This is a genomic window from Jiella marina (assembly GCF_024359545.1).
Taxonomy (GTDB): Bacteria; Pseudomonadota; Alphaproteobacteria; order Rhizobiales; family Rhizobiaceae; genus Jiella.
In genome coordinates, this window is the sequence record NZ_JAKQZG010000006.1 from 1 (window position 1) to 15,370 (window position 15,370).

Annotated in this window: 10 protein-coding genes; 5 read left to right on the forward strand and 5 right to left on the reverse strand. The window is 63.1% G+C overall.

Annotated elements, in window-relative coordinates; genetic code table 11:
- Window positions 1-324 precede the first annotated feature (324 nt).
- Window positions 325-2,031 carry a PAN domain-containing protein gene (locus tag MF134_RS11875; protein ID WP_255339682.1) on the forward strand — a complete coding sequence of 569 codons (1,707 nt, stop codon included), beginning with the start codon at window positions 325-327 and terminating at the stop codon, window positions 2,029-2,031.
- Between the two features lie 133 nt (window positions 2,032-2,164).
- On the opposite strand, the gene MF134_RS11880 is transcribed toward MF134_RS11875, so the two are convergent.
- The 3 genes from MF134_RS11880 to MF134_RS11890 form a co-directional block, all read right to left on the reverse strand.
- Complete coding sequence (locus MF134_RS11880; RefSeq protein ID WP_255339683.1) at window positions 2,165-4,663, reverse strand: DUF1217 domain-containing protein; 2,499 nt, start codon at window positions 4,661-4,663, stop codon at window positions 2,165-2,167.
- Window positions 4,664-4,851: 188 nt separating this feature from the next.
- Entirely contained in the window at window positions 4,852-6,204 is a 1,353-nt protein-coding gene (locus MF134_RS11885; protein ID WP_255339684.1) for an adenylate/guanylate cyclase domain-containing protein, read from the reverse strand.
- A 236-nt stretch (window positions 6,205-6,440) separates the two neighbouring features.
- Window positions 6,441-7,130, reverse strand: coding sequence for an outer membrane protein (locus MF134_RS11890; RefSeq protein WP_255339685.1), 690 nt, complete (start codon window positions 7,128-7,130; stop codon window positions 6,441-6,443).
- Between the two features lie 564 nt (window positions 7,131-7,694).
- On the opposite strand from MF134_RS11890, the gene uvrC reads away from it, so the two are divergent.
- The 3 genes from uvrC to MF134_RS11905 all read left to right on the forward strand — a co-directional run bounded on the left by uvrC (window position 7,695) and on the right by MF134_RS11905 (window position 13,276).
- Window positions 7,695-9,782: an excinuclease ABC subunit UvrC gene (gene uvrC, locus MF134_RS11895; RefSeq protein WP_255339935.1), complete on the forward strand. Its 2,088-nt coding sequence runs from the start codon at window positions 7,695-7,697 to the stop codon at window positions 9,780-9,782.
- Window positions 9,783-9,895: 113 nt separating this feature from the next.
- On the forward strand, window positions 9,896-10,477 hold the full coding sequence (gene pgsA / locus MF134_RS11900; protein ID WP_255339686.1) for a CDP-diacylglycerol--glycerol-3-phosphate 3-phosphatidyltransferase: 582 nt from the start codon (window positions 9,896-9,898) through the stop codon (window positions 10,475-10,477).
- A 777-nt stretch (window positions 10,478-11,254) separates the two neighbouring features.
- The gene (locus tag MF134_RS11905) at window positions 11,255-13,276 is read left to right on the forward strand and encodes a COR domain-containing protein (protein WP_255339687.1); all 2,022 of its coding nucleotides are present in this window, start codon (window positions 11,255-11,257) and stop codon (window positions 13,274-13,276) included.
- Between the two features lie 4 nt (window positions 13,277-13,280).
- Here MF134_RS11905 and MF134_RS11910 read toward each other — a convergent pair whose 3' ends face one another.
- Entirely contained in the window at window positions 13,281-13,727 is a 447-nt protein-coding gene (locus MF134_RS11910) for a hypothetical protein (RefSeq protein WP_255339688.1), read from the reverse strand.
- A gap of 150 nt (window positions 13,728-13,877) precedes the next feature.
- Window positions 13,878-14,987 (reverse strand): hypothetical protein, encoded by a 1,110-nt coding sequence (locus MF134_RS11915; RefSeq protein WP_255339689.1) that lies wholly within the window; start codon window positions 14,985-14,987, stop codon window positions 13,878-13,880.
- A 129-nt stretch (window positions 14,988-15,116) separates the two neighbouring features.
- On the opposite strand from MF134_RS11915, the gene moaD reads away from it, so the two are divergent.
- Complete coding sequence (gene moaD / locus MF134_RS11920; protein ID WP_255339690.1) at window positions 15,117-15,368, forward strand: molybdopterin converting factor subunit 1; 252 nt, start codon at window positions 15,117-15,119, stop codon at window positions 15,366-15,368.
- Window positions 15,369-15,370 lie beyond the last annotated feature (2 nt).

Below are 15,370 nucleotides of genomic sequence, written 5' to 3' on the forward strand. Positions count from 1 at the left end.
GAAAGCGCCCCCCGGGGCGCTTTTTCATACTTTACGGCCGCATGGATATCTCCGGCAGCCGATCGCTTCGGGTATTTGGTGGCATGACTTTACGACTTGCAGTGTTGTCACCGTGGACATTCACGCAGAGGAACAGGGAAGCCTCTCAAGGCAAAACTCGAATACGAGCAAAACGTCTTCGGCATGCTCTGGCTTTCCTTGCCCAACGAGGACTGAACTGGCATTGTCCCGCCAACCCTCGTCGGGCAAGACTGAATTGCATTTTTTCGGAGTGGCGTATTGGGCGTTCGGCGTTTCGTTTTGCTGTGCGTTGCTGGATTTCTGTTGTCGAGCCAGACTGGTCATGCAGCGGAATTCAAGCAGATTTTCCAGTCGGAGGACGACTTTCACGAGGAGACCGAGGACGGGCCCTGCGCTGCGCGCTTTTCCGGCGTGATCGGGTCGGCCGATGCGGAAAAGATCGGCATCGGCGGCAATGCGTCCTCAGGCGCGACGCTCTGCCTGGACAGCCCCGGCGGCAGTCTCGGCGTTGCCACCAAGCTCGGCGTCGACCGGGGCTGGAAAACCCGGGTCCTGCCGGGCGAGCATTGCGAGTCCGCATGCGCGATCGCCTTTCTGCGCGGCGCCTACACCACCGGCAACGGCATTCCGGGCGTCTACCACGAGGGAGCGATCTGGGCCGGCGCCAAGCTCGGCTTCCACTCCCCCTCGATCGATCTGCCCGATACGGCGCAGGTCGATCGCAAGGCGGTCGAAGACGCCTTCGAGTTCGCTTTCTCGGCGGCCGCGGAGGTCAACACGCTCCATCAGTCGACCTTCAGCGACGGCAAGCCCGTCATGAACCCCTATCTCTTCCAGCGCTTTCTCGAAACGCCACCGGACGAGATGTACTATATCGACACGGTCGGCGACGCGCTCTTGGCGAACATCAAGGTCTTCGGCGTCGATGCGACAGTGGACGTTACACCGAACGTCGCTCAGACCCTCTGCGAAAATGCCCTGATGGTTTCCGGCGGCTTCGAGCCCATGATCACCTCGCCGGGCCGCGATCCCAACCGCTCGGCCAGGCGTGTGTTCGAGAAGTTCACCGCCGACAATGAAGAGTTCAACAAGACCGGCTACGGAGCCGAGAGCGGGGGCTTCAAGGTCCGGATCATCGAGATGGGAGAGGACGGCATCCTCGCCGTCGCAGGTCATTATCCAAGCGGCGATTACCGCTACTTCCGGCAGTGCTATGTTCAGTTCGAAGGGTCGCGCTATCGCCCCAGGAACTCTTGGGGAACCGAGGGGTCGACGATCGATGTCTGGCTCGATTCCGACTACCGGATGCCGGAAAGTCGGCAGACCATTCTGGAGCGCTGGGACTATGTCAGAAAGACGACCCCCGTCGAGCTTCCCGACCTGGCGGTCTTCCCGTTCCAGGCCCGGCACGCGGACCTGCCGAAGACGGATCTCTACAAGCGATACTTCCTGAACGGCGAAGATGCCTCGTCACGCCCGGCAATGCAGGCCAGCGTGAAACCTCAGCCAACTCGGGAGCCTGCGCCGCTTTCGCTGATCGAGCATCTGGGACGGGACGTTGCGGGCGGCGATCTGCGCCACCTTGCCGTCGCCGACGGTAACGAGTGCCGCAAGACCTGCGAAGACGAGGACGCCTGCAACACGGCCACCTATGATCGCTGGAACAGGCTGTGTTTTCTGAAGAATGTCGGCGAGGGCTCGGAACTGCGCCTGAACGCGAAGGCGACGACCTATCTGCGGGCCGACCTGGAACTGCCTGAATCGCGCGACCGGAAAGACGTCCTGAAGCGTAACAACCGGATCTTCCCGGCGCGGCCCGACGAAACCGTCCGCGCCACTGATTACGAAGGCTGCGCGGACATCTGCCTGTCGAAGGGATGGTGTCTCGGCTTCAATTATCGGCCCCGCTCGGGCGGCAGCGACTCCTCGTGCGAAATGTACTCTGAACCACCGGAGTATGTGCCCACGCAGGAGCCAAGCCGCGACATCGGCTACGTGGTCCAGCCCTGACGCTCTGCCGAGCTGAGGCTCACCGGCAGGACCGATGACCGGCAGAGTGAGCCCTGCCCCGTCCGGGTCGTTGGCGCAACAGCCCTTGGGTTCCATTGCCCACAGACGGTCACGCCCGGCCCTGTGGGCCAGATCAGAGCAGGCTCGGTGCCGATCCGCTCAGAAGCGTCAGCGCCGGATTGGGGGCGGAGCCACCACCGTTCTCGATGTCGTACATGGCGAGGAATCGGTTCACCATCCGCTCGACATAGCGGGTGTCGGACAGCTGTTCGACATCGATCTTCTTTTCCAGGGTGCGGGCCTGAACGTCGATGTCGGCGCTGCTGAACTCGCTCGGCAGGCCGAGGGAGGTCAGGGCGAATTTCAAAAGCGCATCGTCGGCGAGGAATTCATAGACGTTGCTGATCTCTTCCGCCTGCCGCTTGAAATAGAGGGCCAGTCGAACGCCGCCATTCTCTGCGCCCGCTTCCTCCTCCATGCGCTGACGCAGATAGTAGTCCTGCGTGGTCAGCATGCTGGTCACGGTCTGCACAGTGTTCACGTCGCGCTTGATCGTACCATCGGTATCGAAATTGTAGGCCGCCGCGAATTCCAGATAGCGGTCGTCGCCATACTTGGCGGCAACGCTCTCGGAATTCGATGGATCGCTCGTCAGGATCGCCCTGATGTCGTCAGCCGTGAGTTTCTCGTTCTCCAGGCCGTAGGCCTCGAGCGCGAAACGGGTCAGTGTCTGGTTGGACAGGAAATCCTCGATCGTGGCGATCTTCGGCAATTCTTCATTGTAGGCCATCACTCCGCGAGCGGCATTCGCCAGTTGGCCGTCCGTGTCACCCAGGACCTTGTCGTAATAGGCTTCCATCATCCTGAGATTTCCGGCCTCATCGCTGGCAAGCGACAGATTGCCGTAGGAATCGACGTCAAAGGCCTCGGCCAGCTTGATGTACTGGGGAATGCCAAGCCGGTTGGCATAGCTTTCGGGATCGGACAGATCGCTCGTCAGGACGTTGCGAAGAACGTTGGGATCCTGGGTATCGGGATTGAAGCCGATTGCCTTCATCGCATAGTCGAGGGCCGCGTCGCTGGCCAAGAACTCGTCGATGTTCGAGATCGAGTTCATGCTGGACTTGAAGACCTGCGACTGTTCGATGACGTCGGTCAGGAGATCGAGATCGTCCTCGTCTTCGACCTTCTTCAGGAAGCGTTCGATCGTGGCGCCCTGGGCGTCTTCGGTCTGCAGCCTGCGAACGTCAGCGAGCTTGCCGTCCGCGCCGAAATTGAAGGCGGCGGCCAGTCGCACGTAGCGATCATCGTCAAGCTTGCGAGCAAAGCTCTTCGGATCGGACGGATCGCTGCGCAGGACGCGCATGATCGTCGACCGGCTCTCGGTCGCCGGATCGAGACCCACAGCCTTCAGCGCGTAGTTATAGACGGTGCTGTCACCGATGAAATCGACGACCGACTGGATGCTCGACAGATGAGCGGCATAGAGCGTGGCCGACAGTCTGTCGTCCTGGGCGGCGGCGTCGTAATAGTTGTCCAGATAGGCGCCGGTGAGCTTCTCGACGTTCTCGGCGGTCTGGGCACTGTCGCCCACGACATTGCCCATCGTGTCGAAGTCGAACATCCTGGCAAGCGCCATGTATTGCTGCTTGCGCGCCTTCAGTTCGGTCGTCGCTTCCGACATGCGGTTCAAGGCGCTGTCGGGGTCGGACTGATCGCTGGTCAGCATCTGCCAGACATAGGTCTTCGATTCGATCGAGGGGTCCAGGCCGACGGATGTGAGCGCAACATTGAGAAGGCGGGGGTTCTCGATCAGGTCATCAGCCGATTCGACGGATCCGATCGTCGCCTCGTAATAGTCCACCTGGAGTGCGGCGGCCTGTGGCGAGGCTTCCGCCCCTCTGTTGGTATAGTAGAGATAGGCAGTGCTGTTCGCCTCGGCCTCCGACATCAGCCCGCCATCAGGAACCGAGCCGTCTGTCTCGAAGGGCAGCATCGCCGCCAGAAGCAGGTAGCGGGTATCCCCCTTGGCGGCCATCTTGTCCGCCATCGTGCCGGTGAGCACGTCACGGATGAAGCTTTCCGACGCGACGGTGGAGTCGATCCCGGCAGCCTCGAGTGCAACGGCAAAGAGCTTCTCGTCGGCCAGGAAATCATCGACATCGTTGATCGAGCCGACATTCGCCATGAAGTAGTTGGCGTTCGCCGAGAGCGCCGTGGCCGCCTTCACCTGGTGCTGCGAATAGCCGTCGACCATGACGCTGCGCTGGGCGTTGGTCTGGGCGACGAGTTCGGGCTCCTCGCTCGCTGCAGCAAAGCTGAAGGCCTTGGCGAAATCGCGATAGCGCTCGTCGGAGAGTTGGTTGGCGAAGCTCTGGGGATCGGCGAGATCGCTTTCGAGCACCTTGCGGATCAGCGCCCGGGAGTCGATCTGCCCTTCCAGCCCGTACGCCGTCATGGCGTAGGAATAGAGCCGGTAATCATCCATGAACTCGTCGACCGAGGTGACGTTCTGGATGTTCTCGCGGTAGTATTCGGACAGCCGCTTGTTGACCGGATCCGAGGCAATGCGATCGATCACGCGTGACTGGTCACGCGTATAGAGCTGATAGGTCAGAAAGGTCGAAAGCATGGTGGCCCGGTCCGGTTCGAAAGCGCCCACACCGCCAGCTGGACGGCGGACGCAATGCGTCGGGGACGGTGCTATCCCATCATGCTTAACGATTTCTAAAGCGGGACGCGACTTATCAGACCATGCTTGCCGAGAGGTTGACGGTGGTCGCCAACCGAACTGCCTGCGCACCCGAATTCACGGGCCGCTCAAGGACTCGCTGAGATGGTCTCGTCAATCAGCCTTGGCGACGCCGAGGAGGCCTTGTCGCGCGGCGCCATCACCGAGAGGCCCCCTGTCCGACCCTCAAGCGCGACCGTTCCCATCGCACACCATTCCTCGAGGCACCCGGCCGCAACCACCACCTCCGTCGAGGCAAGAATGGATTGCTCGAAGCTCTTGGTTGTCTTTTCCAGCCGGGCCGCCACGTTGACTGCGTCCCCCAGCACCGTGAACTCGAGGCGGTCCCGCGAACCCACGACGCCGCAGAAGACCTCGTCCCTGTGGAGACCAACGCCGATCTTCACGGGCGGATCGACCTTTGCCTCGACACTCCACTCTTCGACCGCCGCGACCACGCGGCGGGCAAAGGCAAGCGCCCGTTCGGAATCGTCAGCCTCCGGTCTGGGGGCCCCGAAGAGAACGAGAGCGCCGTCCCCGATGAATTTGTCGACCACGCCGCCATGGTCCTCTGCGGTTTTCATGATGCGCTCCCTGAATGCGCTCATGAAGGCCGCGAAAGCCTCCGGCTCCATGTGTTCGGCGCGTGCCGTCGAGCCTCGCATGTCGACGAAGACGATCACGATGGCCTGGCGCTGACCGCGGGCCAGCCCGGCGAAATCCGTATCGACCAGCAGCGGGGCGAGTTCCTTCGGCAGAAACCGCGTCAGGTTCATATGAGCGGTCGTTTCGCGAACCGCCTCGTGGAGGATCCGATGGCCGCGACGGGTGACGACGTAGAGGGTCAGCGCAGCGGCCGTTATCATGGCGATGCGCACGAGGTTCGGGGGAACGCCGAAGCCAAGCGCCAGGCCGCCGAGCGCTTCGGATCGCTCGGCCATGGCCATGGGACGGGCGCCGATGGTCAGGGCGACGAGGCCCGCGACGAAGAGACCGGTCACGTAGATCTGCAAGGGAGGCCGATAGCGAAGCGCCGTGGCGGCGAGGATGATCGGAATCAGCCAGACCGGCGGGAAGACGGCGAAGAAGCCGGTCGAGACGTTCGCCGCAAACATCGTATAGGCAAGGCTGCCCAGAACGATCGCGACGTCCGCCGTCGTGGTCAGATAAGCCACGCGGATCACGCCGGCACCACGGCGAAGAGCGACCAGAGAGCCGATGCCGACCAGCGTCACGGCCAGTGTCGTGAGCGCCGCGACGCCCAGCTGATAGAGCGTTCCCCTGTCGTCCTGCGGCACGATGGCGGCAATCCACAGAACCATGAGGAAGAAGGCCAGACCACAGACGATCCGGACGATGGCGACCTGTTTCTCCGCCTGTCGGGCCGCTTCGTCGAGAAGTCGCTCGGCGGTCCCACCCGCATATGCCATCTCGTCACCCATGACCCTCGCATCGGCCGCCGAAGAGGCAGGCCGCGGAATGCTTGCATACCGATGGCGGGTACGGAAGGCACAAAGGCATTCGCGCCATGAAACCCTTCAGGATCACACCGGCTGACAGTCGTGACGCTGGATAGCTCGAAGCGAGTGATCTGTCGGCCGGCCACGCCGCCTGGACAGCAGAAGCGCCCGAGAGCCGCCGATGGGAGGCGCGCGGCGGGTGGCGAACACGGAAAGTGTCAGAACTTCACGGCCACGCCCGCTCGGATCGAATGCTCGTCGAAGCCCGAGGAGACGCTCGTGGTGCCAAGATCATAGGTCTTGTCGCCGAAATTCGAATAGCGATACTCGAGCCGCCCGGAGACGTTTTCGCTGAAATTCGCTTCCACGCCGGCGCCGACCGTATATCCGACACTCGTCTTCGTATCCGAAGCGCCGCCCAAGGACAGGGTGTTCTGCGAAGCCGCGATACCGCCTGTGGCGAAGGCCAGGAACGGATCGGCCGCCACGCCCACGCGCCCGCGCAGGGACCCGAAGATGTTCTGGTCGCCGTCGATCCGGCCCGCCAGGCCGGTGTTGAAACCGGACCCGTCGACACCCGCGCCGCCGATATCGGCTTCAATGCCGTAGACGATCGGCGCGGATTCGAAATTGTAGCCCGAATAGACACCGCCGACGAAGCCGTCCATGTCAAAGGAAGCACCGCCATCCTGGTCCACATTGGCGAAATTGTAGCCGACAAAGGCGCCGGCATAGGGTCCGGACCAGAGATACACCGGCGCGGTATCGCTCTCCGGAGCAGGCAGACTTCCTTCGTCGAAGACCACATCGGCCGCCCGCGCGGCCTGCGTCCCGACGAGCATCGGTGCGCCGAAAGCCAGTCCAGCTCCCAGAAGGATTGCGATTTTCCTCAGCATCGATTCAACCATCCATGCTTTCCCGCGGCCGTCGCTCCGGGTCCCTTTACCCGAACCGCCTGCCGCAAAAGGTTGTCGCCCCTCTTCAAACCATGCCGGCCAGGGCCGGACATGGTCCGGATCGCCGTTCGACACTTTGCTGTCGCCCTCGTCCGAAGGCTCCAACATTCGCGTCACTCAACCGCTGCCCTTATTGTCGGGTGTGGTCGGCTGTGTTGCAAGTGGGACTCGCACATGGCGAAAACAGGATCGAATGACGCTTCCGCGATCGTTCCGTGAAAACTAATCCATTTCTGTGGCAGGCGAGCAACAGGAGCGGAAACCGCTTCGTCATGTTGACCCGATGTGGCGCGGCAATGGATCGCCCCCTGCATTTGGCCACAGGAAGAATCATATAGGGTTCGCGAGATTGTTCCCCGCCAGAGGGCGGCGGAACCGATTCCGACGAATAAGGAGAGCAGCTTGGGCCGATCGCGTCCACAGAGCCAGACCCGCCATGCCGCAGACGCGATCTCGCCGACCGAGATCGACGACACGGCATTCGATCTTGCCGACGATGGGGAAGACGACGAGGGGATGAGCGACGAAGAGACCGAGGGCTCCGGAGACGCCGTGGCGGCTGCGGATGCCGGCGCCGGTCTCACGCCGTCGGCTGCCTCGCTCGTCGCGGCGATCGAATGGGACGAGGCAAGCCGCAAGGTCGATTCGGCCCTGGAAGGCGCGGAGCTGATCGCCGCGCTGGTCAAGCATCTGCCGAACGGGCCGGGCGTCTACCGCATGTTCGGCAAGGACGGCGAGATCCTCTATGTCGGCAAGGCGCGCTCGCTGAAGAAGCGCGTCGGCAGCTACGCCCGCCTTGGCGGCCACACCCAGCGCATCGCCCGGATGATCCGCGAGACGCGGGCGATGGAGTTCGTCACCACCCGCACCGAGACGGAAGCGCTTCTCCTCGAAGCGAATCTCATCAAGCGCCTGCGCCCGCGCTTCAACGTCTTGATGCGCGACGACAAGTCGTTCCCCTATATCCTGATCAGCCAGGACCACGCCGCACCGGCGATCCTGAAGCATCGCGGCGCGCGCTCGCGAAAGGGTCGCTATTTCGGCCCCTTCGCCTCGGCCGGCGCCGTCGGCCGGACGATCAACGCCCTGCAGCGCGCTTTCCTGCTCAGGACCTGCTCGGATTCGGTCTATGACAGCCGCACGCGGCCATGCCTCCTCTACCAGATCAAGCGCTGCGCCGGCCCCTGCACCGGCGAGGTCGACGAGGCGGGCTATGCGGCCCTCGTGAACGAGGCGACGGCGTTTCTGTCCGGCCGCTCCAACGAGGTGAAGACGTCGATGGCAAAAGCCATGCAGGCGGCCTCGGACGATCTCGATTTCGAGCGCGCCGCGATCTATCGCGACCGTCTCGCCGCGCTTTCCCACGTCCAGAGCCATCAGGGAATCAATCCGGAAGGCGTCGAGGAGGCGGATGTCTTCGCCATCCATCAGGAGGGCGGACTCACCTCGATCCAGGTGTTCTTCTTCCGCACCGGCCAGAACTGGGGCAACCGCGCCTATTTCCCCAAGGCCGACCCGTCGCTGGAGCCCGAGGCCGTGCTCGGCGCCTTTCTCGGCCAGTTCTATGACGACACGCCGCCGCCCCGGCTGATCCTGCTACCGAAGCGGATCGAGGATGAAGCCCTTCTCGCAGAAGCGCTGTCGATCAAGGCCGAGCGCAAGGTTCAGATCCAGGTGCCGGCGCGCGGCGCCAAGCGCGATCTCGTCGACCACGCCGCGTCGAACGCGAAGGAAGCGCTCGGTCGCCGTCTCGCCGAAACCTCGACCCAGGCCCGGCTTCTGGAAGGATTGAGGGAGACATTCGGCCTGTCCCAGACGCCGCGCCGCATCGAGGTCTACGACAACTCCCACATCATGGGCAGTGCCGCCGTCGGCGCGATGATCGTCGCGGGGCCCGAGGGTTTTGCCAAGAACCAGTACCGCAAGTTCAACATCAAGGGCGAGGACATCACGCCGGGCGACGATTTCGGCATGATGAAGGAGGTCATCCGCCGCCGCTTCACCCGTCTTCTGAAGGAGCATGGCGACGCCCTACCCGCTCTCGCTGATACGGCCAAAGCCTCCGAGGCCGCGCCGGCGGAAGCCGCCGCCGAGAACGATCTGTCCCGCGACCTGACCGACGACCTTGCCGAGGATACGCCGATGCCCGCCTGGCCCGACCTCGTCCTCATCGACGGCGGCAAGGGCCAGATGTCGGCGGTGCGCGAAATCCTCGAAGAGCTCGGCGTTGCCGATCGCGTCCTCGCCATCGGCGTCGCCAAGGGCGTCGACCGCGAGGCCGGGCGCGAGCGCTTCGTGATGAAGGGCCGCGAGCCTTTCACGCTGCCGCCGCGCGATCCGGTGCTCTACTTCGTCCAGCGCATGCGCGACGAAGCCCACCGCTTCGCTATCGGCACCCACCGCGCCCGGCGCAAGACCGAGATGGTGAAGAACCCGCTCGACGAGATCGCCGGCATCGGCCCGTCGCGCAAGCGCGCGCTTCTCCATCATTTCGGTACGGCGAAGGCGGTGTCGCGAGCGGCCTTGAGCGACCTCACCGAAGTGGAAGGCATCTCCGCCGCCATGGCGCAGTCGATCTACGATCATTTCCACGAGAATGGCTGACGAAACGGTCACGGCTCGCGATCATTTTCGCCGTCTGCGCTGCGCCGCGGTTGACGCAGGCCACCCGTCCGCGCTTTGAGAGGGCCGGTCGAAAACCGGCAAGCGAACGTTTCATGGCGTCCAAGGCCTACAGCCTTCCCAATATCCTGACCTATGCCCGGATCGTCTGCGTTCCGCTGGTGGTCATGTGCTTCTTCCTGGAAGGGCAGCTGCGCAGTCCCGACTATGCGCGCTGGACGGCGCTCGGCATCTTCATCGCCGCCTCGATCACCGACTATTTCGACGGCTATCTCGCCAGAGCCTGGCAGCAGACCTCGACCATCGGGCGGATGCTCGATCCGATCGCCGACAAGCTCCTCGTCGCCGCCGTCCTCCTCCTGCTTGCAGCGGAAGGCTCGATCGCCGGCTGGAGCCTGTGGGCCGCCATCATCATCCTGTGCCGCGAAATCCTCGTCTCGGGCCTGCGCGAATATCTCGCCGAACTGAAGGTCTCGGTGCCGGTCACCCGCCTCGCCAAATGGAAGACGACGATCCAGATGGTGGCCATCGCCTTCATGCTAGCAGGCCCCGCCGGGGACAAATACTTCCCCGCCACCACCGAGATCGGCCTGGTCCTGTTGTGGATATCCGCCCTCGTCACCCTCTACACCGGCTACGACTATTTCCGCGCCGGGCTGCGGCATATCGAGGACTGAGCCTAGATCATCGGACTCCGTCGGTTCCGCGTCTTGCGCCACTCCGCGCCGCACGCATAAGCTGAACGCCAATCAAGCGTTGCAGGAACACACGTGTCAGACAAGGACGAAGCCTATCAGGAGGCGCTGAGACGAATTGCGGCTTGGCGAGAGGGCGAGGAGCTGAATCTCGCCATTGACGGCCTGGAAGAGATCCCGAAGGAGATTACGGCGCTCAGTGGGCTGACGGCGCTCGTATTCTGCGGTTTCACTGGCGGGTGGCTGATATCCGCATCGATCCGTGATCTTTCCGCCATCGCAAACCTAAGAAACTTACAGTCTCTCGATTGCTGCGATACGCAAATTAACGATCTCTCACCAGTCGCAGGACTTCAGAAACTCCAAGATCTCGACTGCTCCTTTACACAGGTCAGCAATCTCTCTCCGCTTGCAAAACTCGAAAATCTTCACTCAGTTCACTGCGCTTATGCAAAGATTAGTGACCTCTCCCCAATCGCGAAAATCAAAAGCCTCCAGTATTTCGACTGCGCATACACGAATGTCAGCGATCTCTCACCAATCGCACAACTCAAAAACCTTCGGTCCCTCAACTGTTCGCGCTGCTCCCTCAGCCGGGACTCGCTGCGGATCGCGTCGAGCCGAACCCTCACGACGCTGATTTTCGAACCGGGTCGTCTTGAAGACGTCCCCTCGGAAATCCTCTCGGCTTGGCATCGTGACAACTGCCTCCCGCGGCTGCGGGCGCATCTGAGAGATTGCGGAGACGAGCCGCATCGCATGGCGGATGTGAAACTGATGATTCTCGGCAATGGACGCGTCGGGAAGACCCAGCTTTTTCGCAGGCTGAAGGGTTTGCCCTTTGCGCCGGTCTCCGATTCCACCCACGGCATCGTCATCGACAGCCTGCAGGCACCGGATCAGGAAGAGGGACGCTTCAATGTCTGGGATTTCGGTGGGCAGGACATCTATCACGGCACCCATGCGCTGTTCCTGAAGAGCCGAGCAGTCTTCATCCTCGCTTGGACACCCGGCATGGAGGAGCGCGCAACCCATCTTCATGAGGGCATGGAGTTCAAGAACTTTCCGCTGCCCTATTGGCTCGACTATGTCTGGCAGTTCGGCGGCGAAGAGGCGCCGGTCATCGTGGTGCAGACCCAGGCCGACAAGCCGGGCGACGACCGCCAGCTCTCCCCCGAAGCCGCGGCCGCGCTTGATCGCTTCCGCTTCAAGAAAATGATCCAGTTCAGCGCTAAGGACAAAGGCCGCGGCATCGCGGCGCTGAAGGAAGCTCTGTCCGAAGCCTATGACCAGATCGACCGCCCCCTGATCGGCCCCGGCCGAGCGAAGGTAAAACTACAGGTTGCGGATTGGCGCAACGAGGATGCCGTTCGCGCGCCGACGGACCGCCAACGCCAGATCATCAGCCGACCGTCCTTCGACAAACTCTGTGCCGACGCCGGCAACATATCCGATCACGGCCTGTTTCTGCACTTCCTCCACAACGCGGGCACGGTGTTCCACCAGCCCGGCCTCTTCAACGACGATATCGTCATCGACCAGGGCTGGGCGCTCGACGCCATCTATTCGGTCTTCAATCGCGAGAAGCGGGTGTTTCCCTTCCTCAAGGCCCATGGCGGCCGATTCACTCGCGCGGACCTTGCCGCACTTCTTTGGGACGATGCCGGCTATTCCCCTGCCGAGCAGGAGATCTTCCTCGACATGATGCAGAGCTGCGGAATCTGCTTCCCTTATGATCATCGATCGCAGGGAGAGACGATCTTCATCGCGCCAGACCTCTTGCCCAAAGACCGGCCCTACGACCTGATCCAGAAATGGGACGACGATCTGCCCGTACAGACCGCGACGTTCGAGTTCGGCCTCCTGCCCTCTTTCGTCCTGCGGACGATCATGGCCGAGATCGGCGACCAGGCGGGTCTTGCCGGCGATTATTGGCAGGACGGGCTCTTCGTCTTCGAGGCGGACACGAAATCGCGCGCGCTGATCGAACAAGGAATGGCGGAGAAGGGCTGGTCCGGTGCGATCGTGATTCAGACCCAGAAGGGCGACGCCTCACGGCTTCTCGATGAATTGGCAAGGCAAGTCGAACGCATCGCCTCACGACACGGCCTCAATTTCGAACTCGACGAGAAGGCCCCCGATCATGGCGCGAAGCGTGAGATGAAGGACATGGCCTTTATATCGGAACCGAACGACGCGCCGAAATGCTACGTCTCCTACGCCTGGAAGGACGACCGATCGGATGCGGGCAAGGCGCGCGAGGCGGATGTCGACCGGCTTTGCACGGAGGCAGAAGCGAGAGGCATCCGCATTCGCCGCGACAAGTCTGAACTCGGCTTCGGCGACAGCATCTCGAAATTCATGCGCGAACTCGGCAAGGGCGACCGTGTCTTCATCTTCCTCAGCGAGAAATATCTGAAATCCCCTAACTGCATGTTCGAGCTGAGCGAAATCTGGCGCAATGCGCGGATGGAGGCGGACGAATTCCAGCAGCGCGTGCGGATCTACACACTCGACGATGCCGGTATCTGGACCGCTGACGACAGGCTCGAGATTGCCGAGTATTGGTTGGAGAGGCACTCTGCTTTCGGCGAGAAGATGGCCAAGCATGGGCCGCGCATCGCTGCCACGAGAGATATCGAGAGTTGGAAGAGAATGGACCGACATGCATCGGAGATCGGCGACATTCTCGCGGATATCGCCGATCGCGTTCAGCCGCGAACCTTCGAGGATTTCTTGAAGTACGGCTTCGAAGGCCTCCTGCCTGAGGACGAGGCCTGACCGCTCACGCCTCGATGACGAGCTTCGCGGTGATCATGCCGGCTTCGGTGACGAAGGCGCGGTGGTCGCTGGCCTGGAGGGTGATGGTCAGTTCGTGGCGGCCGGGGGCGAGCTGGCCGATCGACTTTTCCGGCGCGTAGGCCGAGGCGAGTTTCCTGTTGCCCTCGTAGATATGGACATGGCCGACGGCCTCGCGGCCGGTCACCGTCTTGCAGATCTCGATGAAGCGGAAGTTCTCGGCATCGATGGCGACGGTCCAGTCACCGGCCGCGTCCTTCGTCGCGCGGGCCTCGATGACCGGCATGGGCTGGTCTTCGGCGAGCTTGACGAAGAGTTGGGCCGGCGGATCGCGATCGGCCGCAATCAGCGATGTCGCGGTGAAGGTCACGCCCACGAAGAGGGCGCAGACGAGGCCGGTGCGGGCGCGGGGGGAAGCGAGGGCGGCGAACATCGCGAGAGATCCTTCGACGGATTGGCTTGAAAGCGTTCACCGCAACGAGTGGAAGGGCCAGAGCCTCCAAAGGCCCCGGCCCTTCGCTTTTCTCGCAAGGATGGGGCGCCCGCGGCGGTGGCGCCCCATCCAAGGCCTTGCGGACGACCCTCAGGCCGCCTGCTCGGCAAGTCGCGCAAAGCGCTTGCGCCGGATCATGCGCTGGATGCCGAGGCCGAGGCGGCGGGCCGCGGTGGAGCGGCTGCCGGCGCCGGCCATCAGGAGAACGAAGGCCATGGCGTAGAGATTGGCGTGGAAGAGCGGCGTCTCACCGAGCGTCAAGGCAAACATGGTGAAGGCCGAGATCAGGAAGATCGCGATCGGCCGCACCAGGATGCCCGCGACCAGAAGCAGACCGGCGGAGACCTCGACGAAGGTCATCACGAAGACGATCACGCCGTAGTCGATCCCGAAATTGGGGAACTCGCCGTGCTCCAGGATGGCGACGAGCATGGTCGGGTGCATCAGCTTGTAGGCGATGCCGAGATAGGCGAAGTTGGCCCCGAAGATCGCCATCAGGACGCGGTAGACCGTCGGGGTGACCGCCAGGCGGTCGAGCAGCGTCGAAGCCGGCAGGCGGCCCGCGACGGCGGCCGGCAGGGACAGCCGGAAGCGGCCTGCGCCGGCAAAGGCCAGATAGAGGCCCGGGACGAAGAAGTGCCCGGCATAGGCAATGAAGGTCTCGCCGAAGAGACCGAGGCCGAGAACCGCCAGCAGTGCGACGCCGAGGCCGGCGAAGCGCGTGCCGATCCCGCTCACGAGAACCAGGGACAGGAGGACCTGCACGAGGGCCAGGAAACCCCATGCGTCGACTAGGAGCTTCAGCTGCATGTCCGGCACGAACAGGGTCGGCGCCGTGCCGATCGCGACGTTCGGGGCCGGCAGAAGGCCGAGACTGGCGGCAAACAGCATGATCGCGAGACCGATCCGGACAGCGAGCGGTCCGAGATCGCCGACCCGGTCCGCCAGGGGCCGCATCACGCGGTTCTCGATCGCCTGCCAGCGTGTCTCGGACACGACCGCCCCGAAGACGACCGCGGCCAGCGCCGCGACGAGCGGGGCAGAGTAGAAGACATTGGTGAAGATTGCGGGCTTCGGCGCGGCGGCGAGTTCGAACATTTCCTGCGGCGTCAGGAGCCAGGCCTCGTGCGCGCTGGCGACGCCGGTCAGGCCGAGGGTCGCAGCGGCGGCGATGGCGGCTCTGGTGGAGAAAGTCTTCATGGCGAACACCCCGTGTCATCGATCATCCATGTCGGGGCGAGTGGAAGAGCGAGACGCCGATCCGCGGGCCTCTGGACAAAGCGCGTCCTCACGGCCATCTCCCCGTGCAAGAGGAAGAGGACGAACCCGATGAAGCTTGCCTATTTCGCCTGGGTCCGGGAACGGATCGGCCTGGCCGAGGAAGAGGTCGAACTGCCGGCCGGCGTCGTCACCGTCGAGGATCTTCTGCGCTGGCTGAAGAGCCGCGGCGAGACCTATGACGCCGCGCTCCAGGCGCCGGAGATCATCCGCGTCGCCATCGACCAGGAGCATGTCGACCATTCCGAGCCGCTGGCCGGCGCCAAGGAGGTGGCGATCTTTCCGCCGATGACGGGGGGCTGAGG